Genomic DNA, 26,467 nt, shown 5'->3' on the forward strand with positions numbered 1-26,467 from the left:
TGCTTGCGCCGCCGCGATGACTGCCATGAGCCACGCCGTCTCGAACCTTGCCGAACTGCTGCACTCGATGAGCCCCGTGCTGAACCGCGGCGTGTATGTGTTCGTCGCGCTGCCCAGCGGCGATGTGCCGGATCGGATCGAGCCGATCGCCAGCTTCCGCGAGCGCGAGGGACTGACCCTGATCGTCGAGGAGCAGCAGGCGAAGGATGCCGGGCTGGCGGTGCTGTTCCGCGCCGCGTGGATCACCCTGAGCGTGCATTCCGACCTGCACGCCGTCGGCCTGACCGCCGCCGTAGCGACTGCGCTGGCCGAGGCCGGCATCAGCTGCAACGTGGTCGCCGCTGCGCATCACGGCCATCTGTTCGTGCCCGTCGAGTCGGCCAGCCAGGCGCTCGCCGCACTGCGGGCACTGCAGGAAAGTGCCGGCGCCGCCTGAGCGAATGCCGCCGATGCGCTACTCGCGCACCGGGCCGAAGCACTTCCCGGCCTGCTCCACATTCACGGCCGGACCGAGGTGGTTGCCCTGCAGTTCGTCGCAGCCGGCGGCGGCGAGGAAGTCCGCCTGTGCCGCGGTCTCCACGCCTTCGGCGGCAACCTGCATGTGCAGCTCGTGCGCCACCGCAATGATGGTGCGTGCGATCGCCGCGTCGGCGCTGTCCGCCGGCAGCTCGCGCACGAACGCCTGGTCGATCTTCAACTTGTCGATCGGGAACTGCTTGAGGTAGGCCAGGCTGGAATAGCCGGTGCCGAAATCATCCAGTGACAGCCGGATACCCAGCGCCTTCAGCTCGGCCAGCGTGCGCTGCACGCGCCAGACGTTCTCCATGAACGAGCTTTCGGTGATCTCGATGTCCAGCATCGCCGCCGGCACGCCGTGCCGCTGCAGGGCCGCGCCGACCTGTGCGGCCAGCCCGGGGCGCTGCACCTGCTGCGCGGACATGTTCACCGCGACGGTGAAGTCGCGGTGGCCGCGGTCCAGCCACGCCCGCAGCTGCCGGCAGGCCGCGTCGAGCACCCACTGGCCGATCTCGGGCATCAGGCCCAGCGCTTCGGCGATCGGGATGAAGCAGGCCGGCGGTACCTGGCCGAGCTGCCGGCTGTTCCAGCGCAGCAGTGCCTCGAAACCGGTCAGCCGGAGGTCGGCGGCGCGGTACTGCGGCTGGTAGTGCAGCTCCAGTTCGCCGTGCCGGATCGCATCGCGCAGCTGGTTGCCCATCACCAGGCGGTCTTCCAGGTGGCGCATCTGTTCGACCGAGAATGCGGACACCCGGTCGCGCCCTTCCCGCTTGGCCTGGTTCATCGCGGCCTCGGCCCGGCGCAACAGGTTGTTCGGGTCGCTGCCGTGGTCGGGCGAATGGCTGATGCCGACGCTGGCGGTCAGCAGCAGGCGGTAATCGCTGACCTCGACCGGTTCGGCCACGACAGCGCGCAGGCGCTCGGCCAGCGCATGCGCGCCGTCCGCCGACAGGCCGACCGCGGTCACCACGAACTCGTCGCCGGCGACACGGGCGACCTGACTCTGCTGCCCGGCCAGCGCCGCCTGCAGGCGGCCAGCCAGTTGCCGCAACACGTCGTCGCCGGCCTGGTGGCCCACCGATTCGTTGACGCCCTGGAAGCGGTCCAGCCCGATCACCAGCACCCAGACCGGCGCCGTCGCGTCCTTCAGCATCTCGCGCAGCGCACGCCCGAGCAGCAGGTACTGCGGCAGGCCGGTGACCGGGTCGTGGCTGGAGGCATGCGCCAGCTCGGCCTCGACCCGCTGGCGTTCGGTGATGTCGCGCGCCACCGCATAGACCAGCCCGTCGGGCGCGGCGAACGAGACCCACTCCAGCAGGCGCTCGCTGCCGTCGCTGCAGCGGCAGCGGTTGACGAACTCGTGGATCTGCTCGCCGCAGCGGCCGCACACCAGCATCGGGTCGGCAGCGTCGCCGGGATGCCGCGGCAGCAGGAATTCACGGTAGGGGAGCGAGGTCAGCTCGCTGGCGCGGTAGCCGGTCAGCTGCTGCAGCGACGGGTTGAACTGCCGCAGCCGTCCGCTGCGCGGGTCGAGAATGCAGAAGATTTCCTGCGACATCTCGAAGAAGCGGTTGCGTTCGCGCAGGCGGGCGGCCAGGCGCTCGCTCTCGATCGCGATACCGGTGATCGACAGCATGCGGTCGATGCTGTGCAGCTCCTCCTCGCGCGGTTCGCGCTGCTCGCGGAAGTACACCGCGAAGGTGCCCAGCACCTCCTTGTGGCTGCCGAACACCGGCGTCGACCAGCACGCCTTGAGGCCATGCGCCAGCGCCGGCTGCCGGTAGTTTTCCCAATACGGATGACTGGCGATGTCGGCCACCACCACCCGCTCGCCAAGCCACGCGGCGGTACCGCACGAGCCATGCGCCTCGCCGATCTCCTGCCCGTGCATGGCGCGGTTGTACGCGTCGGGCAGGCTGGGCGCGGCGCCGTACAGCACGTGCCGGCCGTCGTCGTCCAGCAGCAGCAGCGAGCACAGCGCGCCGGGGTTCATCGTCTCGTGCAGGCGCGCGATCCGTTCCAGGCTCTCCGCCAGCGGCCGCTGCGCCGCGATCCCTTCCAGGATCTCGTGCTGTCCGGCCGCCAGCTGTTCGGCGCGCTTGCGCTCGGTGACGTCGCGGAAATAGATGGTCAGCCCGTCCGCCGACGGGTAGATGCGGTTCTCGAACCAGCGGTGGTACGGCGGGTAGAACGCCTCGACCTGCTGCGGGCGCTGTTCGGCCATCGCCTTTTCGTAGGCCAGCTGGAACGGCTGCCCGACGCCTTCCGGAAACTCCGTCCAGATGTGCCGGCCGATCAGTTCCTCCGCACTGCGCCCGAAAAGCTCGCAGGCCGTCGCATTCAGGTAGGTGTAGCGCCAGTCCCGATCCAGCGCCACGTAGGCATCGGTGACCCGCTCGAACACCTGATGAAAGTCCAGCTCCAGCCGCGGTTCATCCATGGTGCGAGCACCCTCGTCACGCCAGTGGCGCTATGGCAACGCGGGCAGATTAGGTGATCGCGCGTGAAGGCGGTAGTGGCGCCGCGCGGTCAGCGTTTCAGCGCAGGCTGGACCGCCGTACCACCAGCTTCACCGGCAGCACCTCGCTGTCCACCGGCTCGCCGCGGATCAGGCCGAGCAGGCTGTCGACCAGCACCTCGCCGGCCTGCTTGGTGTCCTGCAGCACGGTGGTCAGCGGCGGGTTGACGAAGCTGGCGGTGGCGATGTCGTCGAAGCCGGCCAGCGCCACGTCCTGCGGCACGCGCAGGCCGTGGTCGCTGAGCGCGCGCATGGCGCCGATCGCAATCAGGTCGCTGGCGGCGAACACCGCGTCGAAGCCGACCTCGCGCAGGATCAGGCTGCGCATCGCCTCGTAGCCGGAGCGCTCGGTGCTCTCGGCATTTTCCTGCAGCGCCGGGTCCACCGCCACGCCGGCCTGCTCCAACGCGTCGACGTAGCCGCGATAGCGCCCGAAGAATTCCGGGTAGTGGCTGGATGCGTCGCCGAGGAAGGCGATGCGGCGGCAGCCGCGCTCCAGCAGGTGTCCGGCCACCGCCTGGCCGCCGCGGAAGTTGTCGCAGCCGATCGACACGCCGGGCTGGTCGGCCAGCACCGCGCCCCAGCGCACGAAGCGGGTGCCCTGGGCGACCAGCTTGTCCAGCTTGTCGGTATAGGCCAGATAGTCGCCGTAGCCGAGCAGGATCAGGCCGTCGGCCTTCTTGCTGTCGGCGAAATCGGCGTGCCAGTCGCGCGAGAACTGCTGGAACGAGATCAGCAGGTCGTAGCCCTGCAGCGCGCAGGCGCGGGTGATCGAGCCCAGCATCGACAGGAAGAACGGGTTGATGTGCGACTCGTCGGCGGTGGGGTCCTCGAAGAACAGCAGCGCCAGCGTGCCGGTGTGCATCCGGCGCAGGTTGGAGGCGTTCTTGTCGACCTTGTAGTTGAGCTGTTCGGCGGCGGCCTGGATGCGCCGCCGGGTTTCCTCATTGACCAGCGGGCTGCCGCGCAGCGCGCGCGACACCGTGGCCTGGGACACCCCGGCCAGGTGGGCAATGTCGATCGATGTGGCTTTTCCCTTCATCCGCAGCCTGATCCGGAATCCACCTGCCGCCCGGCACGACGCCGGCGCCCCCGAATCCTAGCCGGTTTGCCCGCCGCCTGTCGTATACAGCCCGCCGCGGCGCGATGCCACGGCAGCCGATGGGTACAGCGGCTCCATGAGGCCGCGGGCTCTGCAGGGATGGCGTCGCAACCCGCGCCCTGTCGGCACGGGCTAAAATGCCGGGATTCCCTCCACGGCCCACCGACATGCAGCACCTGACCATCGTCACCACCGGCGGCACCATCGACAAGATCTACTTCGACGACAAGTCGGACTACAAGATCGGCGCGCCGCAGATCGGCGAGATCCTCGGCCAGCTCGGCGTGGCGTTCCAGTTCGACGTGATCCCGATCCTGCGCAAGGACAGCCTGCACATGGGCGCCGAGGACCGCGCACTGGTGCGCTCGACGATCGAGGCGCAGCCGCACCGCCACGTGCTGGTCACCCACGGCACCGACACCATGGTCGAGACCGCGCGCGAACTGGCGAACATCAAGGGCAAGGTGATCGTGCTGACCGGCGCGCTGAACCCGGCGCGCTTCCAGGGTTCCGACGCGGTGTTCAACATCGGCTGCGCGGTGGCCGCGGTGCAGACCCTGCCCGATGGCGTCTACATCGCCATGAACGGCCGCGTGTGGGACCCGGCCAAGGTGCGCAAGAACCGCGACGCCAACCGTTTCGAGGAAGTCGGCGGCTGAGCCACGCCGATGAAAAAGGGCCCGGTCGATCCGACCGGGCCCGGGTTACTGCTCCTTGAGTAAAACGACGGGCCTTCCCTGGCCCGTCAGGGGGCTTACCAGGTGGCTTTCAGCGACACGCCGGAGAACGTCGTGTAGCCGCGCACCTTGATGTAGTACGTGCCCGAGGCCGCGCTGAACGAGCAGCTCTCGTTGTTACCGGTCAGGTACGGGCGGCAGTCGTAGCTGGTGGTGGTCGGCGCCATACCCTTCTTCACGTACAGGTCCGCGTCGCCGGTGCCGCTGGAGATCGCGATCGTCAGGTTGCTGCCCGACGGCACGGTGACCGTGTAGCTCAGCTCCTGGCCCGAGGAACCGGCCAGGCCGGTCACCGGCACGCCATTCTGCAGGCCGCCGGTGCCGCCACCGGTGCTGTAGGACGCCTTGACGGTGACGCCGGAGTACGCCGAGTAACCGTGCACCTTGAGGTAGTACTTGCCGGCACTCGGCGCGGCCACGCTGCAGCTCTCTGCATTGCCGGTCTTGTACGGGCGGCAGTCGTAGCTGCTGGTGGTCGGCGCGCTGCCGAACTTGGTGTACAGGTCCGCATCGCCGGTGCCACCGGAAATCGACATCACCAGATTGCTGGCACCGGTCGGCACGGTGATGAAGTAGTCGTTGTCGCCGCCCGTGGCTGCCGCCACGCCGGTGACGCCGACGTTGTTCTGCAGCTCGGTGGTGCTGCCGCCACCACCACCGCCCGCGCAGCTCACGCCCACGCTGGTGAACGCGGCGGTCACGTCGCTCTTGTTGTAGACCAGGTCCTGGGCCGCCGATTCTACGCCGCAGGCGCCGGAGTTGAAGGTGGTGGTGGCATTCCAGTAGACCTTGTTGGCCAGCGCAAAGACCTGGAAGGCCTTCTTGGTATCCCAGCCGGCAGTCTTGGCGAGCAGGCAGAACGCCTTGTTGTACACGCCGCTGCTGTAGTGCACGTCCATGGTGGAAGTGAAGTTGGCGGCGTTGTCGATCGAGCTGCCGTCCTGCGTCGGCGTGCACATCCAGCGCAGCGCGGTGCCGCTCTTCATGATGTCGGCGCCGACCAGCCAGTCGTTGCTGCCGCGATCGTAGAACTCGGCCGCCTCGCCGGCGATGTCCGAATAGGCCTCGTTGATGCCGCCCGACTGCCCGGAGTACTGCAGCGCGGAATGCTGCTCGGTGTAGCCGTGGCTGATCTCGTGGCTGGTCACGTCCAGCGACACCAGCGGGTAGAACGTGCTGGCGCCGTCGCCGAAGTTCATCGACGTGCCGTTCCAGAACGCGTTCTCGTAGTTGGCCTTGTAGTGCACGTTCATCACCAGCTGGAAGTTCAGCGGCGCCACGCCGACGTAGGCCATGTACATGTCATGGGTCACGCCGCCGAAGTGGTGGGCGTCGTTGACCGGCGAGTAGGCGCCGTTGATCGCGTCGGTGTCGCTGTTCGGACAGGTGAAGCTGACCACCGAACCAGTGGTACCCTGATGCAGGTTGTTGGTCACGACGTCGGTGTTCTGCAGCGTGCAGGTGCTGCCGGACTGGGTCACGTTGAGCGCCGCGTAGTTGGTGCCGTAGAGGTACTTGCCGGTCTTGGTGTTGCCGCCGGGACCGGTGGCGGAAGCATCGGTCAGGCCGTTCCAGCTCTGGATCACCTCTCCGGTGTTGGCATCGATGATCGCGGTCGGACGCGACGGATTGGTGCCGTCGACGAAGTAGGACACGCGGTAGACCAGGCGGGCCGGGCCATTCTCCTGCGGGTACACGAACAGGTCGGTCTGCTGGTTGCTGATGGTGGCGCCACCGATCAGGGTGGTATGCGCGTGCGACTTCAGCGCCGAGATGGCGCGGTCGCCGCTCAGCCTGGGCGCAACCGAGGCCAGGCCAACCTGGTCTTCCTGCATCAGCTCGCCGGTGGCGCGCAACGCGTTGCCATTGGCATCCTGCACCACGGCAATGCTGCGGCCGTAGACCGGCACGCCGCGATACATCTGCTGCTGGCGCACGACCTGGTGGCCGTTGGCGATGGCGGCCGAGTTGCGCGGTACCAGCGACATGTTCTGGCCAAGGTTGAGCTGGGCGGCCAGCAAGCTGACCGGCACCGCACCGAGATTCTGTGCATGCAAGGTCTTCGTGTTGGCAGCCGTGGCCACCGAGGCGGTAGCCATGCCGATCGCGGCAACCAGCAGCTTCAGACGGTAATGATTGGGCATTGAAAACTCCTAGACAAATTTTTTTCGGGACAAACGGGCCCGATGCGGCCACGTAGACCCCATTCAGAATTGCCGTGCGAGGCACGGCCCCTTTTTTTGGTGTGCTGTCTAGCGATCCCAAACTACGCCCGGATCGGCTGCCTCCCCCTGGCATTCCCTTGCATGGGCAGCGCGTGGACGCGTAACTGCAAAACGGCGATCACGCCGCCAAAGGATCATCCGTCAACCTCCCCGATGACGAATCTGGTTACGTTATTCCTTGCGCATCATGACGACAATCCGACTTTTTCCTACGCCGGGTGACGACAGTCACAGGACGCAGCATCTGCGCCGTTGCAGCGCGGATGCCGGGCAGGAAACAAGGTGGCGGCACCGCGTGCCGCGTTCCCGTATCGTCAGTTATTGCGCAAGGAAGCGATGCGTCATGGCGAATCGTAAAATTGTGCGCCAGCGCCGTCCATCACGCCGGCGCAGGGCCGGCAGGCGGGTTCAGAGCATGCCGGTTTCGAGCTTCGCCGCGTCGGACATCATCGAATGCGTCCACGGCGGGTCGAACACCAGGTCCACGTCGGCTTCGGCGATGGTGGGAATCATCTCCAGCTTGGTGCGCGCGTCGTCCACCAGGATGTCACCCATGCCGCAGCCGGGAGCGGTCAGGGTGAGCTTCACGTAGACCTTGCGTGCGCCGGATTCGGTCTGCTCCAGGCTGAGGTCGTAGACCAGGCCCAGCTCGACCACGTTCACCGGGATCTCCGGATCGAACACGGTGCGCAACTGGTCCCACGCCAGTTTCTCCACGTCCGCATTGGTGGCGTCGTCCGGCACCTCGATCGGCGCCGGCCGCTCCTTGCCCAGCGCGTCGGCATCGTCGCCGGCGATGCGGAACAGGTTGCCTTCCACGTAGACGGTGAAGCTGCCGCCCAGTGCCTGGGTGATGTAGCCGATCTGGCCGGCCGGCAGGGTCACCACGTCGCCTTGTGGCACCATCACGGCGCTGCAATCGCGCACCAGGGTGAAGGGTTCGCTGCTCAGACTGAAACCACTCATGCCAACGCCAATCCTGTATCTGCGGGCACGGCCAAGCGTCGAACCCTGATTGCCTATTATGCCGTCCGCTGCATGCGGCTGCTTGTCCCAGATCAGGCCGGGATCACCGGAACTCAAGGGATGCCCGCCGGCGACACGTTATGATGGCCGCTTTAACCGACGGCAAAACCCATGCTCCCTGCCCTCCTGACGTGTCGTCGCCGATGAGCGTGCGCACCGTATCGCTGTCGGTGTTCGTGCTGTTCAGCGCCGCCATGCTGGGACTGGCCGCCGGTGCCGTGTGGATGGTGGCGGCACTGTACCTGCGCCATCCGCTGCCATGGCTGGCGCTGCCGCTCGGCGCGCTGCTGGCCTGGACCATCCGCGCCTGCGTGCGCCCGGCCGGCACCAGCGCGGCGCTGCTGGCCGCAGGCGCCACCTTGCTGGCCGCGTTCTACGTCAACATGCTGGTCGCCGGCGTGCTGATCGCTGGCAACATGGGCATGGGCCTGATCGAGGCGATGCGCACCGCCGGCCTCGGCATGCTGTGGCAGCTGTCACGCATGGCGCTGTCGCCGGCGGACTTCGGCTACGCCGCGCTGGGCATGCTGCTGGCCGCGTGGCTGGCCTGGCGCCAGCCGCGCCGGCGTTGAAACGGCCCATCGCCGGTCAGGCGTCGATTTCCTTCAGCGACGCTACCAGTTCGCCCACCGCCGCCTGGCCGTCGCCATACAGCATGCGGGTGTTGTCGGCGTAGAACAGCGCGTTCTCGATGCCTGCGAAGCCGGTGCCCTTGCCGCGCTTGATCACGATCACGTGCTTCGCCGCGCTGACGTCGAGGATCGGCATGCCGTAGATCGGCGAGGCCGGATCGGTCTTGGCCAGCGGGTTGACCACGTCGTTGGCGCCGATCACCAGCGCCACGTCGGTGGCCGGGAACTCGGGGTTGATGTCGTCCATGTCGGCAATCAGGTCGTACGGCACGCCGGCCTCGGCCAGCAGCACGTTCATGTGGCCTGGCATGCGGCCGGCCACCGGGTGGATCGCGAACTTCACCTTCACCCCGCGCTTGATCAGCAGCTGCGCGAACTCCCACACCTTGTGCTGCGCCTGCGCCACCGCCAGGCCGTAGCCGGGCACGATCACCACGCGCTCGGCGTAGGCCATCATCACCGCCGCATCGGAAGCGTCGATCGGCTTCTGCGCGCCCTCGATCGCCTGCGCCTCGCCGCCGGCGGCGCCGAAGCTGCCGAACAGCACGTTGCCGATCGAGCGGTTCATCGCCTTGGCCATCAGCTGGGTCAGCAGCGTGCCGGCCGCACCGACCACCATGCCGGCGATGATCATCGCCTCGTTGCCCAGCACGAAACCCTCGAACGACACCGCCAGGCCGGTGAACGCGTTGTACAGCGAGATCACCACCGGCATGTCGGCGCCGCCGATCGGCAAGGTCATCATCAGGCCGAACAGCAGCGCCAGCGCGAAGAACAGAGCGATCAGCGCCGGGCTGGCATGGCTGGTGGCCAGCAGCACGCCCGCGACCACTGCCGCCGCCAGCAGCAACAGGTTCACCGCACGCTGGCCGGGGAACACGAAGCGCTTGTCCAGCCAGCCCTGCAGCTTGGCGAAGGCAACCAGTGAACCGGAGAAGCTCACCGCGCCGATCAGCGCGCCGAGCACGCCCAGCGCCAGCTCGGTCGGCGACAGCGCCGGCGGCAGGCCGTTCACCGCCCAGGCTTCCGGCCGCAGCGGCGAGGTATCCGGCACCACGTGCAGCAGCCCCGACGAACGCGCGTAACCGATCAACTCGACCGCGCCGATCGCCGCCGCCGCGCCACCGCCCATGCCGTTGTACAGCGCCACCATCTGCGGCATCGCGGTCATCGCCACGCGCTTGCCGCTCCACCAGGCGGCACTGACGCCGACCAGCACCGCGGCCATGATCAGCCCGCGGTTGTGCATGTCCGGCAGGAAGAACGTGGCCAGCACCGCCAGCAGCATACCGTAGCCGGCCCACACGATGCCGCCGCGCGCGGTGCGCGGCGAGCTCATGCGTTTCAGGCCAAGGATGAACAGCAGCGCGGCGAGGAAATAACAGGCCTTGATCAGCGTCGGCAACCAGCTCATCACTTGGCTCCCTTGCCGGCGTCCGGCTTGCTGGACTTGAACATATCCAGCATGCGCTCGGTCACCACGTAGCCGCCGGCGGCGTTGCCGGCGCCCAGCAGCACGCCGATGAAGCCGATCGTCATCTCGAATGGCGTCTGCGCATGGCCCAGTGCGATCATCGCCCCCACCAGCACGATGCCGTGGACGAAGTTGGAGCCGGACATCAACGGCGTGTGCAGGATCACCGGCACCCGCGCGATGATTTCATAGCCGGTAAACGCGGCCAGCATGAAGATATACAGCGCCAGGAAACCGTCGATCATGAGCCCATCCCCCGTGAGAGCCGCCCGCCAGGACGTCAAGTTCGCATCATACGGGTGCCGGTCAACCCGTGCGAGCCTGCCGCGTTGAACAACGGGAACCCACCGCTGGAGCCCGAGGATGCTTCACCCGATGCTGCGGCCGACGAGTCCATGAACGGCGTGGCCGGCACGCTCGACACGGACTTGCTGGGCGACGCCCGCGAAACGCCTGCCACGCTGGACGCGTTCCTGGCGCAGGTCGAGCGGCGCGCGTTCCGCATGGCGGAACTGCAGCTGCGCCATCGTGAGGACGCCATGGATGCGGTGCAGGACGCGATGCTGCGGCTGGTCAGGCATTACCGCGACAAGCCGGCCACGGAGTGGGCGCCGCTGTTCTGGGGCATCCTGCGCCGGCGCGTGGTCGACCTGCAGCGCCGGCGCAAGGTGCGCTCGATCGTGGTGGGCTGGCTCGGCGGCGGCCGCGACGACGACGGCGACGAACTGCCGACGTGGGAACCGGCGGACCCCGGCCAGGATCCGCTGGGCCGGCTGCACGACGTGCAGTCGTATGCGGACATGGCCGCCGCGGTCAGGCAGCTGCCGCAACGCCAGCGCGAAGCGTTCATGCTGCGCATGCTGGAAGGACTGGACGTGGCGGAAACCGCCCGCGCCATGGGCTGCTCCGAAGGCAGCGTGAAAACCCATCTGTCGCGCGCGATGCACCATCTGCGCGACCAACTGGAGGACTGGCGATGAACTCGCCCGATAACCGCAGGCCCGACGAACATTTCGAACAGCGCGCCCGCGAACTCTGGCGCGAAGCCGCCCAGCGCATCGACCCGGCCACCGCCGGACGCCTGCGTGCGGCCCGGCGGCAGGCGCTGGAGACAGCCAAAGCCCCCGCGCACCGCGCCGTGCGCTGGCTGATCCCCGCCGGTGCCTTTGCCGCGATCGCGCTGGCCACGATGATGGTGTGGCAGCCGTTGCCGCAGCGCCAGGCGACCACCGTGATGCACGCCACCAGCAGCACCGACGAGCTCGACAACGAGCTGCCGCCGGACGCCGACAAGACCGATCCGAACCTCTACCAGAACCTCGACTTCTACGGCTGGCTGGCTTCCACCGGTAGCCACACGGCGAGTCGCTGAGCCATGACCCGAATCCTCCGCACGCTCCTGCCGCTGCTGCTGGCCGCCCTGCTCGGCAGCATCACCGTGGCACCACTGCACGCGCAGGCTGCGCCACCGCCGCCCCGTGGCGACATGCCGCCGCCGCGTCCGTGGAGCAGCCTCGACCCGGCGCAGCGCGACGTGCTGGCACCACTGCAGAAGACCTGGGACAGCCTGTCGCCGCGCAAGCAGTCGCACATGCTGCAGCGTGCCGAACACTGGGTCACGCTGCCGCCGGAAAAGCGCGAGGAAGTGCGCCAGCACATCGCCCGCTGGCAGCAGATGACGCCGGACGAGCGCAGGCAGGCGCGCGAGAACATGCGCAAGTTCCACCAGCTGCCGCCACAGCAGCGCGAGCAACTGCACGCCACCTTCGAGCGCTTCCAGCAACTGCCGCCGGATCAACGCGAGAAACTGATCCGCGAATGGCACGCGCTGCCGCCCGCCGAACGCCTGCACTGGGACGAGCGACGCGGCCACGGCCATCCGCCGCCGGGTGGTCCCGGCCACCCCTGATCGACAAAACGCCCGCCTTGCGCGGGGCGTTTTCCCCAAGATTTGCAGGGCGGGCAGTGCCCGCTGCTCTTGCCGTCAAGAAAGCCGGCGGGCAGTGCCCGCCCTACGCAGTCAAGTCAACCAGTGAAGCACGTCTCGCCGGCATTGCTCAGGCAGCTCTTCGCCACCAGCTCGTCGTCGAAATCCGGCTTCAATGCGCCGTCGTGCACCAGCAGTTCCAGGAAGTTGAACACGTTGCGCGCGTACATCTCCGACGCGTGCAGCGGCGCGCCGGCCGGCAGGTTCAGCGGCCCCAGAATCACCACGCCACCGTGCTCGACCCGCTCACCCGGTCGGGTCAGTTCGCAGTTGCCACCGCTCTCGGCGGCCAGGTCGACGACCAGCGCGCCCGGCTTCATCCCTTCAACCATCGCCGCGCTGAGGATCTTCGGTGCCGGCCGCCCCGGCACCGCGGCGGTACTGACCACCACATCGAACGACTTCAGGTGATCGGCGAGCGCCTGCTGCTGCGCAGCACGTTCCTCTGCCGACAGCTCGCGCGCATAGCCGCCGCTGCCGGCGGCGCTGACACCGAGGTCGAGGAACTTCGCACCCAGCGACTCTACCTGCTCGCGTGTCTCCGGGCGCACGTCGTAACCCTCGATCTGCGCGCCGAGTCGGCGCGCGGTGGCGATCGCCTGCAGGCCGGCCACGCCGGCGCCGATCACCAGTACCTTCGATGGCCGGATCGTACCCGCGGCGGTGGTCAGCATCGGGAAGAATTTCGGCGAGGCCTCGGCTGCGATCAGCATGGCGCGGTAACCGGCCACCGCAGCCTGCGAGCTCAACACGTCCATCGCCTGCGCGCGGGTGGTGCGCGGCAGCAGTTCCAGCGAGAACGCGGTGAGCTTGCGCGCGGTCAGTGCGGCGATGCGCACGGCGGCGCCGTACGGACGCAACTGGCCGACCACCATGCTGCCTTCGCGCAGCCCGGCGAACACCGCGTCGTCCGGCGGCAGCACGCAGGCCAGCACGTCGGCCTGCGCCAGCACACTGGCAACATCGGCAAACTCGGCATCGGCGTACAGGCCATCGGGGAAACCGGCCGCGCGCCCCGCATCGTGTTCCAGCAGCACACGCAGGCCCTTGCCGCGCAGCTTCTTCGCCATCTCGGGCGTGATCGCCACGCGCCGCTCCCCGGCGGCAGTCTCACGCAAGGCGGCTACGGTGATCGGCATGGTCCATCCCCTCTGAGTGGTTCACGCATCTTAGCGGCACTCGCCGGCTTTGATCCGGCTGCCCGCCAAAGAGTAAGCTGGCCCGCCGGCAGTGGCTGACCGGGGGTCACGCCGGAGATCCCGATGCCCGCTACTTCCAACGCTTTCGACGACCTGCTGGCCCTGGCGCGCAGCGCACGCGAACAGGCCTATGCGCCATATTCGAACTTCCTGGTCGGCGCCGCGCTGCTGACCCGCGACGGCCGCCGCTTCAGCGGCTGCAACGTGGAAAACGCGTCCTACGGCCTGTGCAACTGCGCCGAACGCACCGCCCTGTTCAGCGCGATCGCCGCCGGCTGCCGGCCCGGCGACTTCGCCGCGCTGGCGGTGATCGCCGATACCGACCACCCGGTCAGCCCCTGCGGCGCCTGCCGCCAGGTGATGGCCGAACTGTGCGACGACGCCATGCCGGTGCTGCTGGCGAACCTGCACGGCGACACCCAGCAGACCAGCGTGGCCGCCCTGTTGCCCGGCTCGTTCAAGCTGCCGCTGTCGGCGTGACGGTTCGCGCGTCATCGGCCCGCCCGCTAGCATGGGCATTCCCCCATCGAAAGAACCGCTCCATGTCCGCTGCCCTGTCCCTGCTCCAGCAACGCCATTCCGTCCCCTCGCGCCAGCTGGGCGAGCCGGCGCCGGACGAGGCGAGCCTGCATGAACTTTTGGAGGCGGCGATCCGCGTGCCCGACCACGGCAAGCTGGTGCCATTCCGGCTGATCCGCCTCGAAGGCGAAGCGAAGCTGACGTTCGGCGAGCGACTGGCGGCGATCGCGATCCGCAACCACCCGGAGATGTCCGACGCCAAGCTCGAGAAGGAACGCCTGCGCTACACCTTCGCGCCGCTGATAATCGCGGTGGTCGCCCGTCTGCATGCCGACAGCAAGGTGCCGGAGATCGAACAGAAGTTGTGCACCGGCAACGTGGCCTACAACATCCTGCTCGGCGCCTACGCGCTGGGCTACGGCGCGCAATGGCTGACCGGCTGGGCCGCCTACGACCGCGAGGTGGCAGGCATCCTCAACCTGGCAGACAACGAACACGTGGTCGGTTTCATCCACCTCGGCACGCCGCAGATCGACGTGCCCGACCGCGAGCGCCCGGCGCTGGCCGACCTGCTGAGCACGTGGACACCGTGAACGCGCCGGCGAACGGACGTCCAGCCGTCCATCTTGTTGACGGTAGCATGTACGTTTTCCGCGCCTGGCACTCGATGCCGGACGAGTTCTTCGACGCCGACGGCCACCCGGTCAATGCGGTGCACGGCTACACCCGCTTCCTGTGCGAACTGCTGGAGCGCGTGCAGCCCGAGCACATCGCGGTGGCGTTCGACGCCTCGCTGAACAGCTCGTTCCGCAACGCGATCTACCCGCCGTACAAGGCCAACCGTGACCTGCCGCCGCCCGACCTGGAGCGGCAGTTCGTGCAATGCCGTGCGATTACCGATGCGCTCGGCGTGCACCTGATGATCGACCATAGTTTCGAGGCCGACGACCTGATCGGCAGCACCGTGTGGAACCTGCGCGCGCAGGGCTGGCGCAGCGTGATCGTCTCGGCCGACAAGGATTTCGGCCAGCTGCTGGGCGAGCACGACGAGCAGTGGGACTATGCCCGCGGCCTGCGCTGGGGGCCGGCCGGGGTGCACGAGAAACTCGGCGTGCACCCGCACCAGGTCGCCGACTACCTGGCCCTGTGCGGCGACAGCGTGGACAACATCCCGGGTGTGCCCGGCGTCGGCGCCAAGACCGCCGCCGCCTTGCTCAGCCACTTCGGCAGCCTCGACATCCTGCTCGACCGCATCGACGAAGTCGCCTTCCTGCGCTTGCGCGGCGCCGCGGCCTGTGCCGCCAAGCTGCACGAACACGCCGAGCAGGCCCGGCTATACCGCCGCCTCACCCGTATCGCGCTGGACGCTCCGGGCGCCGAATCCGCCGAAGCCCTGCAGCGCCGTCCAGCACCCGCCGACCAGCTCGAAACCCTGTGCGAACAACTGCGCCTCGGCGCCTTCACCCGCAGCCGCCTGCGCGCGCTGCTGCGCTGACCACACGACCAAAAGAGCACCCCCACCCAGCCTCCCCCTGCGTTGCAAGGGGAGGCGCCAAGCCCCCGCAGCCTTGCTCCCTCCCCTGCTTTGCAGGGGAGGGCTGGGGTGGGGTGCTCTTGATCTTCTTCGCCAGCCCGGAACTCCCCCCTCCCGACCTCCCCCTGCCTTGCTGGGGGAGGAACAAAAACGGCGACCCGAAGGCCGCCGCTTTCATGACTTCAACCGGCTCAGTGCGAAGCGGCTTTCGGAGCGCCCTTCGCCGTCCACTGCTTCAGCCACGCGTTCACCGCGTCATGCCACTGCACGCTGTTGTGCGGCTTCAGCACCCAGTGGTTCTCGTCGGGAAAATGCAGCAGCTGGCTGGGAATGCCGCGGCGCTGCAGCGCGGTGAACGCGCCCAGGCCCTGGGTGTCGGGGATGCGGAAATCCTTCGCCGAGTGGATCACCATCATCGGCACGCGCCAGTCCTTGACGTGATTGACCGGGTTGAACTTCTCGTAGTTCTCCGGGTGCTCGTACGGGGTACCGCCGTTCTCGCGCTCCTCGAACCAGAGTTCCTCGGTGTCGTAGTACATGGCGCGAGTGTCGAACACGCCATCGTGGTCGATCAGGCACTTCCACGGCTGGTTCCACACGCCGGCGATCCAGTAGGTCATGTAGCCGCCGTAGCTGGCGCCGAGCGCGCAGGCGCGGTCGCCGTCGAGGAAGCTGTACTTGTCCAGCGCGGCCTTCCAGCCCAGCTTCAGGTCCTCCAGCGGCTTGCCGCCCCAGTCGCCGGAGATCGAGTCGGTGAACGCCTGGCCGTAGCCGGTGGAGCCGTGGAAGTTCACCGTCACCACCGCGAAGCCCTGGCCGGCATAGGTCTGCGGGTTCCAGCGGTAGCTCCAGCCGTTGCTCATCGCGCCCTGCGGGCCGCCGTGGATGATGAAGGCAACCGGGTAGGTCTGCCCCGCCTTGTAGTCGGCCGGCTTCACCACGTAACCCTGCACGGTCTCGTTGTTCCAGCCCTTGAAGGTGAAGAACTCGGCGTCGCCCATCTCTGTGTTCTTCAGGTCTGCCGCGTTGAAGTGGGTGACCTGCTTCAGGCCGCTGCCGTCGGCGGCAGCAAGATAGACGTCGGCCGGTCGCTTCAGGTCGTCGCGGGTCAGCAGCAGCTTGCCGTTGGCCAGCGAGAAGCCGCCCACCGTGCCTTCACCGACCACCTGGCTGACCTTGCCGCTGGCCGCGTCGATCGCGAACAGCGGATGCTGGCCGTTGTCGTCGGCGGTGGCGTACAGGGTCTTGCCGTCGGCGGAAATCGTGAGGCCGCCCGGCGAACGATCCCACTGCGGATCCACCTCGTGACGGGTACCGCTGGCCAGGTCCAGCGCCATGATCGCGAAGCGGTCGGCCTCAAAGCCCGGCGTCTTCATCGCCAGGTAATACAGCGTCTTGCCGTCCGGCGAGGCCACCGGGTAGGCGTCCCACGCCTTGTTGTCGGCGGTGAGGTTCTTCGGCGCGGCGGAACCGTCCACCGGCACGCTGTACACGTCGAAGTTGGTCGACCACGGCTCGCTGTGGCCGGCGATGCGCACGTCGAAGTACACGGTCTTGCCATCCGGCGCGAAACTGAACTCGCCCTCGTCGCCGAACGGCTTGCTCGGCACATCGCCGTCGATGCCGCGGCTGAGCAGCTTCGGTTCAGCGGAAAGCTGCCCCTTGCCGTCGAAGCGGGCCACGAACAACTGGTTGCGCCGGCCGTCGGCCCAGGTATCCCAGTGCCGCACGAACAACTTGTCGTACAGCGTGCCGCTGGCCTTGTCCTTCGCGCGCGCGTCAAGCCGCTGCTGGGTGCACGCCAGCGTGCCGCAATCGGTGAATACCTCATACGACAGCAGCACCTGCTTGCCGTCCGGTGACAGCTTGTAGCCGCCCAGGTCCAGCACGCCACGACTGACCTGCACCGGCGCGGCGTGCTTGCCCAGGTTCAACCCGTCCTTGCCACCCAGATCCACCCGCCACAACTGCGCCACACCCTTGGCCGGCGCCACGAAATACAGACTGCGCCCATCCGCCGACCAGCGCGCCGAGCCACCCTTGTCCACCACCCTCACCGGCTGGCCAGCCTTGGCCAGGTCCAGCACGTAGATCGCATTGACGCCCTTGTTCGCCGCGTAGTCGGTGCTGCGCACGCCGAACGCCGCGTAACGCCCGTCCGGCGACAGCTGCGGATCGCTGACCCGATCCATCATCACCAGGTCGCGGACGTTGAAGGCGTGCGGGCCCTCGGCCTTGACGAAGCTGGTGTCCACGACATCGCCCGCCATCGCGGGCGCCGCCGTCACCAGTGCGAGCAGCAATGCAGCCATCAGGGGTTTCATGGGTGGTCCCTTGGTAGTCAAAGTAGTGACGGTAAGCGCCAAATTCGCCACGGGCAAGCTTTGCCGTGATCGGTGAAGAGTGAGCATGCTACCAACCCAGCGGCGGCCTCCGTATCAGCTTGCTACGTACCGTGTATCGATATGCGATATGAGCTCATGATCAAAACCTTCGCCAACAGGATGTGGGGTCGCTGTTCGATAGCGTGCGAGTTCACCACTTCGTGAACATCGAAGCTCCCACCCGCCACAAGCTGGAAGACCTCGACCCAGCCGGCACGCTGGAAGACCTTCGGTTGCCGCCGGGCAACCGCCTGGAAGCACTCAAGGGAGACCGACCGGGACAGCACAACATTCGCGTAAACGATCAGTTCCGCACCTGCTTCCGCTGGAAGATCGGTGACGCGTACGACGTCGAGATCACCAACTACCATTAAAGCGACAACGACGATGACCTCCACCCCGCTGTCCCCGTCCACCCCGGCGAAATCCTCCGTGAGGAATTCATGCTGCCGCTGGCGCTTTCCTGCAACACGCTCGCCCGTGCCATCGGTGTCACACCGGCACGCGTCAGTGACATCGCCATTGAGAAGCGCGGCATCATCGCGGACACCACCACCCTGCGCCTCGGCCGCTACTTCGGCACGACGGCGGACGTATGGATCAAACTGCAGAAGTGGTTCGAACTGGAAGTGGCACGCCGCGAACTTGGCAACGCGCCAGCCCGCATCCGCCCGCGCGCAACAGGCCGTTTCTGCATGCTGGTGGATCACCACCTGGCTGCAGCACAAGCATGCCAACAGACAGGCCACCTTCGACACCGCAATATTTAGGTAACCCCGGGCGAAAGTAGTCATTCCCGCCATTGTCGTCGCACAAACTGACAATAAACGTCACTAAGTGTCCTGGATGAACAGTACAAACCCATGCATCCGGGATCACATTTCCCGAACTTCATGGGCCCTTCCACCAAGGCTTGCGGGCTTTCGTGACCGCGGGCACAATCCAAGGGCCTACGGTTGTGAGGGAATACGCCTGCGGCAAACGTGGCATACAAGCTGCTTGACTTTGCCGCGAGCTTCCTGGTCGTTCCGACCATGCGAATGGGGTCCGATCCCGCCTAGGGGGATTACGGGGCTGGGGCTCAGGGGGCATCACACGGTTAGCTAACCAAAACAGAGGAACCACCATGAAGAGCATGCAAAAGGGCTTTACCCTGATCGAACTGATGATCGTGGTTGCGATCATCGCGATCCTCGCCGCGATCGCCATCCCGGCCTATCAGGACTACCTGATCCGCACACAGGCGAGCGAAGGCGTCACGATGATGGACGGCGCCAAAGTTGGCGTCACCGAGTTCTTTGCCAACACCGGCAGGCTTCCGACCAACAACACCTCAGCAGGTCTTTCGTCCGCTACCTCCATCACCGGCAAGTATGTGGCCTCCGTTACCGTTGGTAATACTGGCATCATCACTTCCAAGTTCAACACGACCCAGGCCAACAAGGCTATCCAGGGTACGGAGATCAACCTCTCGCCAGCGACGCTCAACGGTGTCGTGGTTTGGGCCTGTCATCCGGGTACTACGGCGCCGGCACTCAAGTACCTGCCAACGACCTGCCGCAACTGATAAACATCAACCCCAGTTGATCCACCTCGAAAGGCCGCCCAGCGCGGCCTTTCCTTTTGTGCCCCCCAGGCCGGGAAAGCTGCTGTGAGCTTGCGCAATCCCTTGTTTTTTCTACTGACGGCCTGCGCCCTGCTGCTGTTGTGGGCGTATGCCCCCGGCCTGCATGGCAGCTTCCTGTTCGACGATTTCGCGAACCTGCCCGCGCTGGGGACCACCGGCCCGGTCGACACTTGGCCGACATTCTGGCGCTACCTCACTTCCGGCACCGCCGACCCCACCGGTCGCCCGCTGACGTTGTTGACCTTTCTGCTGGATGCGCACGACTGGCCCGCTGATCCTTTCCCCTTCAAGCGCACCAACCTGATCCTGCACCTGCTCAACGGGGGCCTGCTTTACCTCTTGCTGGCCCAATTGAGCCGCTTGCTGGACCATGGCAAACGGCAGAGCCAGACCGCCGCCCTGACGGGTTCTGCGCTCTGGGTGCTGCACCCCCTGCTGGTCTCCACGACGCTGTATATCGTGCAGCGCGAGGCCATGCTGCCCACCACTTGCACCCTGGCAGGGCTGCTGCTTTGGCTGCATGGTCGCAGCCTGCTGATCCGGGGCAACACCACGGCGGGCCTGACCTGGGGCGTGCTGGGACTGGGAAGCTTCACCGTGCTTGGGGTACTGGCCAAGGCCAACGGCGCCCTGCTGCCACTGTTTGCCTTGCTGATCGAAGCCATCGTGCTTGCGCCACGGCATCCCGTGCCTGCCGGTGGATCACGGCAGGCGCATCGTTTCACGCTGTTCGCATTCGGCATCATTCCCGCCGCGGCTATTCTCGGTTACCTGTTCTGGATCGGCCTCAACGGAGTACTTGCCGGTGGCCCGGTGGGCATCCGTCCATGGAGCATCGGTCAGCGCCTGCTCACCGAGCCACGCGTGCTGCTGGATTACCTGCAGTTGCTGTGGCTGCCGCGCCCGTTTTCGAGCGGACTGTTCAACGACCAGTACGTCGCCTCGACCACGTGGTGGCAGCCGGCCACCACCTTGCCTGCCATGCTGTCCGTGCTTGGACTGATCGGGCTGGCCTGGTGGCAACGCAGGCGATACCCCGCACTGGCGCTGGCCATACTGTTCTACTTTGCCGGCCAGTTGCTGGAATCCACCTCGATATCACTGGAGCTCTATTTCGAACATCGCAACTACCTGCCCGCCCTGCTCATGTTCTGGCCGCTTGGCCTGTGGCTGGCCGATACACGCAGCCTGCGCCTGTTCAAATACACCTTGATGCTGGTGCTGCCACTGGGCCTGGCATGGATGACCCACGCCCGCGCCGAGCTGTGGGGCAACGTACACAGCCAGGCACTGCTGTGGGCACGGATCAACCCTGATTCGGCACGTGCCCAGACCAATGCCGCACAGATCGAAATGCAGGCTGGGCGACCGGAAGCGGCCATCCAGCGTCTGGAAAAGCTGCTCGCGACCCAACCGGATCAGGTGCAGCTCGCCTTCAACCTGATCGGCGCACGTTGCATGACCGGCGGCGTCCAGGCTGCCGATCTCGCCGCCGCCCGAACCGCCATGCAAGGCACGCCGAATACTGGCGCCCTGTTCGCCCATTGGTTTGACCGAACCCTGCCCGTGGCACTTTCGGGTAGATGCCCCGGACTGACGACGCAAGACCTGCAGGAGCTGATTGACACCGGGCTGAAGAATCCAAAACTGTCCGCGGCCGGACGGCAGCAGGATCTGACCTACATGCGCGGCAAAATTGCCCTCGCACACGGGCAACCCGATACGGCACTGGCCGATTTCATCCATGCCCTCGATCTGCAGGTTCGCCCCGGCATGGCGCTGCAGGCCGCGGCAACCCTGGGTGCCGCCGGTTACCCGGCACACGGCCTGCGCCTGCTCGACCATTACGAAATCGTCAGCGGGAACGCCATGAAGCCGGGCTTCGGCATGCCCTGGCTGCATGCATGGGTGCTTGAGCACCAGCACTACTGGCAACATGAAATGGATCACCTGCGCAGCCAACTCACCCTCGACGCGAAGGCTGGCTCCGTGAATACTTCCAGCCAGTCATCCCGACCGGACACACCAGATTGACGGACTCCCTTCGCCGTTCGCCATGGCAGCTGCTGATGCTGCTTACTGCCTTCGCCATGACCCTGGCCGTCTATTGGCCGGGGCTTTCCGGCGGATTCCTGTTCGACGACTACCCCAACATCGTCGACAACAAGGGGGTGCAACCGACGGACGCCAGCCTCCCGTCGCTGGTCGGCGCTGCGCTTTCCTCGCCGGCGAGTGACTTCAAGCGTCCGCTGGCCTCACTGAGCTTTGCCGCGAACTACCTTGCCACCGGGCTTGATCCGTACTGGATGAAGCTGACCAATCTGCTGCTCCATCTGCTGAACGGCTGGCTGGTGTATCTACTGTCGCTGGCACTGTTGCGATCCGATCCTTCCGATCGGCATCCGCACGCGCAGCTCGTTGCCGTGCTGATCGCTGCCAGCTGGATGCTGCTGCCGATCAACCTCACCGCCGTGCTGTATGTGGTGCAGCGCATGGAAAGCATGGCGAACCTGTTTGTGCTGCTGGGCCTGCTCGGCTACGTCGCCGGCCGCCGCCGCATGCTTGCCTTGATTCCTGCTTCCTCCCCTGCAGGCAGGGGAGGACTGAGGTGGGGTAGCTTCATCCTGTGCGCGACAAGCATCACCTTGCCCACCCTGCTTGGGCTGCTGGCCAAGGAAACCGCGGTGATGCTGCCGCTGTATGCGTTGTTGATCGAGTGGGCGCTGTTCCACTTTCGCAATCGACAGGAGGTTTCTACCGCTTCTGAAGAAAACGAGCCAAAACGCTCGCCATATGATCCGCGCACCATCGGCCTGTTCATGCTGGTGCTTGCACTTCCAATGCTGGCTGGCCTGGCGTGGCTGCTGCCCGGTGTGTTGAACCCGGAAACCTGGGCTGCACGCGACTTCACCCTCGGCACCCGTCTGCTCAGCGAAGCACGCATCATCACCGACTACGTCGCGTGGACCCTGCTGCCTACACCGGGCGCACTGTCGTTCTACCACGATGATTTTCAGGTCTCAACAGGGTTGCTGACTCCATGGAGTACGCTGGCCAGCATCGTTTTTCTCGCCATACTGATCGCGCTGATGCTGTGGCTGCGTCCACGCAAACCGCTGGTGGCACTGGGCATCGCCCTGTTCCTCGGCTGCCAGTTGCTCACCGGCACCATCCTGCCGCTGGAATTGATCTACGAACACCGCAACTACTTTGCCAGCTTCGGCTTGCTGCTGGCGATCATGCCTTTGCTCGCCGTACCGCGGACTTTCCCCTTGCCACTGCCTCGATACGTGCTGCTGGCCGGACTGATGCTCTGCTGGATTGGGCTCACGGCACTTACCGCCTACGTCTGGGGCAACCCATTGCGCCTGGCTGAGGACCTCGCCGCGCGTGCGCCTATGTCACCACGCGCTCAATACGAACTGGGCCGCACTTACATCATCTACTCGCATTACGACCCTGCCTCGCCGTTCACCCGTATGGCCTACACGCCATTGGAAAAAGCGGCCGCGCTGCCGAATGCTTCCATCCTTCCCGAGCAGGCATTGATCTTCATGAATTCACGCATGCACCTGCCGATCAAGGATGCGTGGTGGGACAGCATGGTCACCAAGCTCGTGGCCCGCAAACCTGGCGTGCAGGATGAAAGTTCACTGGGGGCGCTGACCATGTGCGTTCGTGAACGCAAGTGCGATTTGCCTACGCAGCGCATGACTCAAGCCTTTCTAGGCGCGCTGTCACACCCCGATCCCAGCGCGCGATTGCTCGCCATGTACGGCGACTACGCATGGAACGTGCTCGACGACCATGTCCTGGGTGAGCGCGTGACCGATGCTGCAGTGAAGGCCAACCCGGATGAATCCGCCTACCAGGTCACCTTGATTCGCATGCTGGCGGTGCAAGGCCGCCGGACCGAAGCCGAAAAAGCCCTGGAACGATTGGATCGGTTGAATATCGGCGGTCACCTGAACAACACTCTGGACCAGTTGCGTACGCAATTGTCCGACCTGCCAACATCCGTCCCATCAACGAGCACTCATTGAAAGGTCCACTCGCGCGCAGCAGCCTGCAGACCAGCGTCATGCTCGGGTTGCGGGTAATGACCCAGGCGATGGTCCTCGTCCTGCTTACACGACTACTCGGACCGCGCGCCTACGGAAGCTTCGCCGCCGCCGCTTCGCTGGCCGTGGTGCTGGGCCTGCTGCCCAATTTCGGCGCCGGCTTCGTGATGCTGGCCCGAAATGCGCACGACGCCAACGGCACGGCAGCCGTATGGCGTTATGCGTGGCCGATGACGGCATCGTTCGGACTGCTGTTGCTGGGCGTCTATATCGTCGTTGCCGGCTTTGTTACCCGGCCGGCGCTTCCACTGCACGTCCTGCTCGCGATAGGTGCGGCCGAGTTGCTGTTGACGCCGTTCACCATGCTGCTGAGTTTCGCGCTACAGGCGCGCGAACGGGTACCGCTGAGTCAATGCGTGCAATGGCTGCCGCTGGGTCTCAGGGTGCTTGCAGTATTGCCTTGCTTCCTCTTGCCGGATGTACAGCGGCTTTCGGCTTATGTCTTCTTCCAGCTGCTCGCGTCACTGCTCGGCTTGCTGCTGGGCTTGTGGATCACCAGCCGTCTCGTGACACTGGATTGGCGCCCGCGCCATGCCACGCGACAGGAGCTGCGCGACGGCGCCTCATACGCGGCAATGAACCTGGTAGCGGCGAACCCTTCCGAACTGGACAAGATCATTGCCGTTCGCCTGGTTGGTGCGCACGACGCGGGCATCTACGCGGCCACGGCACGCGTCATGGCGGCCACGGTAATGCCGGTGACCGCCATGCTGCTGGCCTCGCTGCCCCGATTGTTTCGACACGCGCACGCACCCACCCGGGAAGGGCAACGGCTGATCGGCCTGATCGCCTTGTTAGCAATGGTTTGGGGCCTCGCCAGTGGACTGCTGTTGGCGCTATGCAGTCCGTTACTGCCGTGGCTGTTCGGAGCTTCGTTCGCAGTCATGGCCCAGCTGATGCCGTGGCTGGCCACGGCCGCGCCACTGCTTTCGCTGCGACTGGCTGCTGGCGCCGTGCTGGTGGCATTGGGCAAGCCACTGGAGCGCATGGCGTTCGAACTCTGCGGCATCCTGCTTCTGGTTGGCAGCATGCTGGCGCTGGCGCCGCATTACGGTATCCGCGGAGTCGCCGTGGCTCTCGTCATCGCCGAAACAAGCATGGCGCTGATTGGCTGGTGGCTGGTGCGCCGCCGCCTCGCAAGCCGCGTGGCAATGGACGGGACTCTCTAGCGTCGTCCTGATGCTATCCGTACGCCATGCCACAAGGCCTTGCACGGCACCAGCGAACGGAAGCGAATCGAGCGGATCGCCCCACGCGCCACCAGCATGCACATGCGAGATGCCAGCAGGACGCCTGTCTCCACCCAACTTCGTGCAAGCTTGCGCGCCAGGATCAGGTGCGCGGCGACCATGTGCGACTCGTAGAACGCGGACCCCAGTCCGCTGCTCGCCGAGCCATCATGCTCGACCAGTGTCTCGTGCACATACGCCATCGCACCCGGCAACTGAGCGAGCCGCCAACCCAGCTCCCAGTCCTCGCCGTACATGAAGAAGTCCTCGTCGAACAGCTGCAAGGCGAAACGCCCGGTGGCGACCAGCAGGCAACAACCACTTGCATAGGGAAAGTAGCCGCGACGCGGCCGCCACGACAGCAGGCCGGTCAACCGATGGCAGTATGCCGGGCCCAGAACACGCCCGGCATGGTCAATATCGGGATAGGCGATCCTCGCGTTGCTATTCGCAACAAGCGCATCGACAAGTTTGGTCAGCCCACCCGGCAGCAAGCGTGCATCGTTGTTGATCAACAGCACCCAGGCGCCCGGATACCGTTGGTGACAATGCTCCAGTCCGCGGTTGACCCCTGCCGCGAACCCGAGGTTAGCCACGCTCACATGCAGATCGACACGCGCATCGTGAACAAATACGGCAGCGATCGCCGCTGCAGAGGTTCCTCCATCGGCCGAGTTGTCCCATACGACAACATGCTGGATGCCCTGCCCAAGCAGCGAATGGACGCAGCTGATGCTACGCACGGCATCGCGGTAGTTGAGCAAAAGCCCCGTAACCATTACTCGCACAGTGTCATCCAACCTTGCGCCAATAAACACCGCCCCAATCAATCGGAATGATTTCTTCGCGCAGCTCGAATTTAGCACGATAATCGTCGACAGCTTTGCGGCATCCATCGACAGCGCCATAATCATCGATAATAAGAAACCCTCCAATGCTAATCTTTGGATAGAGTGCATTCAAAGAATCCATGGTTGATTCATACATGTCGCCATCCAGCCTACAGACGGCCAGCTTGCTGATAGGCGCACTCGGTAATGTGTCTTTAAACCATCCCTTGAGGAATTTAACTTGTTCGTCAAGCAGCGAATAAAGCTCGAAATTCTGCCTGACCTCTTCGAGCCCAACTGCGAGGCCTTTGTAGGTGTGGTGTTTGTCGCCTTTGTCGGCTGGCGCTTTTTTTTCATTCGGTCGCGGGAGTCCTTCAAACGAATCAGCAACCCAAACAACGCGATCAGAAATGCCGTATGATTTAAGAATGCCCCTCATGAAAATACATGCACCACCCCGCCATACACCCGTCTCAATGAAATCACCCTCAACACCTTCGTTTATGGCCGTTTCCATGCAGAGCTGAAGGTTGTTCAATCTCGGCAAACCTATCATCGTGTGCGCGTATTGCGGCCACACTCGGCCTTCAATTTTCTCCTGAAAATTTCCGCGTGGATGCCCAAAAATGCTAGGCGCAATTGATTTTAAATTTCTCATAACCAAAGAGTCAACTGGCTCCTTGTTGTACCACAATGAGTGCATCAAAGATTTTTTCAAGATTTCAAGATAGAGCCGGCGAACATCCATAACTGATATATTTTCCGACATATTAAATTCCTCCGAAATTGGTTACAGGTGAGATTTTT

Annotated in this window: 25 protein-coding genes; 15 read left to right on the forward strand and 10 right to left on the reverse strand. The window is 65.5% G+C overall.

Annotated features, from left to right (window positions below):
- The first annotated feature begins 25 nt into the window (after window positions 1-25).
- Window positions 26-436, forward strand: coding sequence for an ACT domain-containing protein (locus QQA13_RS12065; RefSeq protein WP_108470787.1), 411 nt, complete (start codon window positions 26-28; stop codon window positions 434-436).
- An 18-nt stretch (window positions 437-454) separates the two neighbouring features.
- On the opposite strand, the gene QQA13_RS12070 is transcribed toward QQA13_RS12065, so the two are convergent.
- Window positions 455-2,956, reverse strand: coding sequence for a sensor domain-containing protein (locus QQA13_RS12070; protein ID WP_108470788.1), 2,502 nt, complete (start codon window positions 2,954-2,956; stop codon window positions 455-457).
- Between the two features lie 97 nt (window positions 2,957-3,053).
- Window positions 3,054-4,076: a LacI family DNA-binding transcriptional regulator gene (locus QQA13_RS12075; RefSeq protein WP_108470789.1), complete on the reverse strand. Its 1,023-nt coding sequence runs from the start codon at window positions 4,074-4,076 to the stop codon at window positions 3,054-3,056.
- Window positions 4,077-4,303: 227 nt separating this feature from the next.
- Between QQA13_RS12075 and QQA13_RS12080 the strand changes: the two genes are divergently transcribed.
- Complete coding sequence (locus QQA13_RS12080; RefSeq protein WP_108470790.1) at window positions 4,304-4,795, forward strand: asparaginase domain-containing protein; 492 nt, start codon at window positions 4,304-4,306, stop codon at window positions 4,793-4,795.
- 95 nt (window positions 4,796-4,890) lie between these two features.
- Here the strand turns inward: QQA13_RS12080 and QQA13_RS12085 are convergent, their stop codons facing one another.
- The gene (locus tag QQA13_RS12085) at window positions 4,891-7,017 is read right to left on the reverse strand and encodes a M4 family metallopeptidase (protein WP_108470791.1); all 2,127 of its coding nucleotides are present in this window, start codon (window positions 7,015-7,017) and stop codon (window positions 4,891-4,893) included.
- 489 nt (window positions 7,018-7,506) lie between these two features.
- Entirely contained in the window at window positions 7,507-8,064 is a 558-nt protein-coding gene (gene sufT, locus QQA13_RS12090) for a putative Fe-S cluster assembly protein SufT (RefSeq protein ID WP_108470792.1), read from the reverse strand.
- Window positions 8,065-8,267: 203 nt separating this feature from the next.
- Here sufT and QQA13_RS12095 point away from each other — a divergent pair, with 203 nt between their 5' ends.
- Window positions 8,268-8,696: a hypothetical protein gene (locus tag QQA13_RS12095; RefSeq protein ID WP_108470793.1), complete on the forward strand. Its 429-nt coding sequence runs from the start codon at window positions 8,268-8,270 to the stop codon at window positions 8,694-8,696.
- Window positions 8,697-8,712: 16 nt separating this feature from the next.
- Here the strand turns inward: QQA13_RS12095 and QQA13_RS12100 are convergent, their stop codons facing one another.
- Complete coding sequence (locus QQA13_RS12100) at window positions 8,713-10,170, reverse strand: NAD(P)(+) transhydrogenase (Re/Si-specific) subunit beta (RefSeq protein ID WP_108470794.1); 1,458 nt, start codon at window positions 10,168-10,170, stop codon at window positions 8,713-8,715.
- On the reverse strand, window positions 10,170-10,475 hold the full coding sequence (locus tag QQA13_RS12105) for an NAD(P) transhydrogenase subunit alpha (RefSeq protein WP_108470795.1): 306 nt from the start codon (window positions 10,473-10,475) through the stop codon (window positions 10,170-10,172). The genes QQA13_RS12100 and QQA13_RS12105 overlap by 1 nt, the downstream gene beginning before the upstream one ends.
- 150 nt (window positions 10,476-10,625) lie before the next feature.
- On the opposite strand from QQA13_RS12105, the gene QQA13_RS12110 reads away from it, so the two are divergent.
- The 3 genes from QQA13_RS12110 to QQA13_RS12120 are packed head-to-tail and all read left to right on the forward strand — an operon-like array spanning window position 10,626 to window position 12,139.
- Window positions 10,626-11,210, forward strand: a complete 585-nt coding sequence (locus tag QQA13_RS12110; protein ID WP_108470796.1) for an RNA polymerase sigma factor — start codon at window positions 10,626-10,628, stop codon at window positions 11,208-11,210.
- Entirely contained in the window at window positions 11,207-11,602 is a 396-nt protein-coding gene (locus QQA13_RS12115) for a DUF3619 family protein (RefSeq protein WP_108470797.1), read from the forward strand. The genes QQA13_RS12110 and QQA13_RS12115 overlap by 4 nt, the downstream gene beginning before the upstream one ends.
- 3 nt (window positions 11,603-11,605) lie before the next feature.
- Window positions 11,606-12,139, forward strand: a complete 534-nt coding sequence (locus QQA13_RS12120; RefSeq protein WP_108470798.1) for a DUF3106 domain-containing protein — start codon at window positions 11,606-11,608, stop codon at window positions 12,137-12,139.
- A gap of 116 nt (window positions 12,140-12,255) precedes the next feature.
- On the opposite strand, the gene QQA13_RS12125 is transcribed toward QQA13_RS12120, so the two are convergent.
- On the reverse strand, window positions 12,256-13,356 hold the full coding sequence (locus tag QQA13_RS12125; RefSeq protein ID WP_108470799.1) for an NAD(P) transhydrogenase subunit alpha: 1,101 nt from the start codon (window positions 13,354-13,356) through the stop codon (window positions 12,256-12,258).
- 123 nt (window positions 13,357-13,479) lie between these two features.
- On the opposite strand from QQA13_RS12125, the gene cdd reads away from it, so the two are divergent.
- The 3 genes from cdd to QQA13_RS12140 all read left to right on the forward strand — a co-directional run bounded on the left by cdd (window position 13,480) and on the right by QQA13_RS12140 (window position 15,430).
- Window positions 13,480-13,896, forward strand: a complete 417-nt coding sequence (gene cdd / locus QQA13_RS12130; RefSeq protein WP_108470800.1) for a cytidine deaminase — start codon at window positions 13,480-13,482, stop codon at window positions 13,894-13,896.
- Window positions 13,897-13,958: 62 nt separating this feature from the next.
- Window positions 13,959-14,528 (forward strand): nitroreductase family protein, encoded by a 570-nt coding sequence (locus QQA13_RS12135; protein WP_108470801.1) that lies wholly within the window; start codon window positions 13,959-13,961, stop codon window positions 14,526-14,528.
- A 47-nt stretch (window positions 14,529-14,575) separates the two neighbouring features.
- Window positions 14,576-15,430: a 5'-3' exonuclease gene (locus tag QQA13_RS12140; RefSeq protein ID WP_234411267.1), complete on the forward strand. Its 855-nt coding sequence runs from the start codon at window positions 14,576-14,578 to the stop codon at window positions 15,428-15,430.
- A gap of 230 nt (window positions 15,431-15,660) precedes the next feature.
- On the opposite strand, the gene QQA13_RS12145 is transcribed toward QQA13_RS12140, so the two are convergent.
- On the reverse strand, window positions 15,661-17,793 hold the full coding sequence (locus QQA13_RS12145; RefSeq protein ID WP_108470802.1) for an alpha/beta hydrolase family protein: 2,133 nt from the start codon (window positions 17,791-17,793) through the stop codon (window positions 15,661-15,663).
- Window positions 17,794-18,014: 221 nt separating this feature from the next.
- On the opposite strand from QQA13_RS12145, the gene QQA13_RS12150 reads away from it, so the two are divergent.
- From QQA13_RS12150 to QQA13_RS12175, 6 genes are all read left to right on the forward strand, one after another.
- Window positions 18,015-18,227, forward strand: coding sequence for a type II toxin-antitoxin system RelE/ParE family toxin (locus QQA13_RS12150; protein ID WP_325051446.1), 213 nt, complete (start codon window positions 18,015-18,017; stop codon window positions 18,225-18,227).
- Between the two features lie 69 nt (window positions 18,228-18,296).
- Window positions 18,297-18,623: a HigA family addiction module antitoxin gene (locus QQA13_RS12155; protein ID WP_108470804.1), complete on the forward strand. Its 327-nt coding sequence runs from the start codon at window positions 18,297-18,299 to the stop codon at window positions 18,621-18,623.
- Window positions 18,624-18,988: 365 nt separating this feature from the next.
- On the forward strand, window positions 18,989-19,420 hold the full coding sequence (locus QQA13_RS12160) for a pilin (protein WP_428992317.1): 432 nt from the start codon (window positions 18,989-18,991) through the stop codon (window positions 19,418-19,420).
- A gap of 84 nt (window positions 19,421-19,504) precedes the next feature.
- Window positions 19,505-21,514 (forward strand): tetratricopeptide repeat protein, encoded by a 2,010-nt coding sequence (locus QQA13_RS12165; RefSeq protein ID WP_234411268.1) that lies wholly within the window; start codon window positions 19,505-19,507, stop codon window positions 21,512-21,514.
- A gap of 35 nt (window positions 21,515-21,549) precedes the next feature.
- On the forward strand, window positions 21,550-23,523 hold the full coding sequence (locus QQA13_RS12170; RefSeq protein WP_108470967.1) for a hypothetical protein: 1,974 nt from the start codon (window positions 21,550-21,552) through the stop codon (window positions 23,521-23,523).
- Window positions 23,520-24,770: a lipopolysaccharide biosynthesis protein gene (locus QQA13_RS12175; RefSeq protein ID WP_108470806.1), complete on the forward strand. Its 1,251-nt coding sequence runs from the start codon at window positions 23,520-23,522 to the stop codon at window positions 24,768-24,770. Before QQA13_RS12170 ends, QQA13_RS12175 begins: the two co-directional genes overlap by 4 nt.
- Here QQA13_RS12175 and QQA13_RS12180 read toward each other — a convergent pair.
- Window positions 24,767-25,738 (reverse strand): glycosyltransferase family 2 protein, encoded by a 972-nt coding sequence (locus QQA13_RS12180; protein WP_286042671.1) that lies wholly within the window; start codon window positions 25,736-25,738, stop codon window positions 24,767-24,769. The genes QQA13_RS12175 and QQA13_RS12180 overlap by 4 nt on opposite strands.
- Window positions 25,623-26,429: a TylF/MycF family methyltransferase gene (locus QQA13_RS12185; protein ID WP_199909804.1), complete on the reverse strand. Its 807-nt coding sequence runs from the start codon at window positions 26,427-26,429 to the stop codon at window positions 25,623-25,625. The genes QQA13_RS12180 and QQA13_RS12185 overlap by 116 nt, the downstream gene beginning before the upstream one ends.
- Window positions 26,430-26,467: the final 38 nt, after the last annotated feature.

The sequence above is a fragment of the Rhodanobacter thiooxydans genome, assembly GCF_030291135.1.
Taxonomy (GTDB): Bacteria; Pseudomonadota; Gammaproteobacteria; order Xanthomonadales; family Rhodanobacteraceae; genus Rhodanobacter; species Rhodanobacter thiooxydans_A.

Bases quoted from the DNA above. Each gene is read 5' to 3' on its own strand.
- QQA13_RS12065 (WP_108470787.1), top strand. From the start codon at position 26: ATGAGCCACGCCGTCTCGAACCTTGCCGAACTGCTGCACTCGATGAGC.
- QQA13_RS12155 (WP_108470804.1), top strand. From the start codon at position 18,297: ATGCTGCCGCTGGCGCTTTCCTGCAACACGCTCGCCCGTGCCATCGGT.
- QQA13_RS12085 (WP_108470791.1), bottom strand. From the start codon at position 7,017: ATGCCCAATCATTACCGTCTGAAGCTGCTGGTTGCCGCGATCGGCATG.
- QQA13_RS12160 (WP_428992317.1), top strand. From the start codon at position 18,989: ATGCAAAAGGGCTTTACCCTGATCGAACTGATGATCGTGGTTGCGATC.
- QQA13_RS12075 (WP_108470789.1), bottom strand. From the start codon at position 4,076: ATGAAGGGAAAAGCCACATCGATCGACATTGCCCACCTGGCCGGGGTG.
- QQA13_RS12170 (WP_108470967.1), top strand. From the start codon at position 21,550: ATGCTGCTTACTGCCTTCGCCATGACCCTGGCCGTCTATTGGCCGGGG.
- QQA13_RS12095 (WP_108470793.1), top strand. From the start codon at position 8,268: ATGAGCGTGCGCACCGTATCGCTGTCGGTGTTCGTGCTGTTCAGCGCC.
- QQA13_RS12100 (WP_108470794.1), bottom strand. From the start codon at position 10,170: ATGAGCTGGTTGCCGACGCTGATCAAGGCCTGTTATTTCCTCGCCGCG.
- QQA13_RS12080 (WP_108470790.1), top strand. From the start codon at position 4,304: ATGCAGCACCTGACCATCGTCACCACCGGCGGCACCATCGACAAGATC.
- cdd (WP_108470800.1), top strand. From the start codon at position 13,480: ATGCCCGCTACTTCCAACGCTTTCGACGACCTGCTGGCCCTGGCGCGC.
- QQA13_RS12180 (WP_286042671.1), bottom strand. From the start codon at position 25,738: ATGGCGCTGTCGATGGATGCCGCAAAGCTGTCGACGATTATCGTGCTA.
- sufT (WP_108470792.1), bottom strand. From the start codon at position 8,064: ATGAGTGGTTTCAGTCTGAGCAGCGAACCCTTCACCCTGGTGCGCGAT.
- QQA13_RS12185 (WP_199909804.1), bottom strand. From the start codon at position 26,429: ATGTCGGAAAATATATCAGTTATGGATGTTCGCCGGCTCTATCTTGAA.
- QQA13_RS12140 (WP_234411267.1), top strand. From the start codon at position 14,576: ATGTACGTTTTCCGCGCCTGGCACTCGATGCCGGACGAGTTCTTCGAC.
- QQA13_RS12110 (WP_108470796.1), top strand. From the start codon at position 10,626: ATGAACGGCGTGGCCGGCACGCTCGACACGGACTTGCTGGGCGACGCC.
- QQA13_RS12135 (WP_108470801.1), top strand. From the start codon at position 13,959: ATGTCCGCTGCCCTGTCCCTGCTCCAGCAACGCCATTCCGTCCCCTCG.
- QQA13_RS12105 (WP_108470795.1), bottom strand. From the start codon at position 10,475: ATGATCGACGGTTTCCTGGCGCTGTATATCTTCATGCTGGCCGCGTTT.
- QQA13_RS12145 (WP_108470802.1), bottom strand. From the start codon at position 17,793: ATGAAACCCCTGATGGCTGCATTGCTGCTCGCACTGGTGACGGCGGCG.
- QQA13_RS12070 (WP_108470788.1), bottom strand. From the start codon at position 2,956: ATGGATGAACCGCGGCTGGAGCTGGACTTTCATCAGGTGTTCGAGCGG.
- QQA13_RS12125 (WP_108470799.1), bottom strand. From the start codon at position 13,356: ATGCCGATCACCGTAGCCGCCTTGCGTGAGACTGCCGCCGGGGAGCGG.
- QQA13_RS12120 (WP_108470798.1), top strand. From the start codon at position 11,606: ATGACCCGAATCCTCCGCACGCTCCTGCCGCTGCTGCTGGCCGCCCTG.
- QQA13_RS12115 (WP_108470797.1), top strand. From the start codon at position 11,207: ATGAACTCGCCCGATAACCGCAGGCCCGACGAACATTTCGAACAGCGC.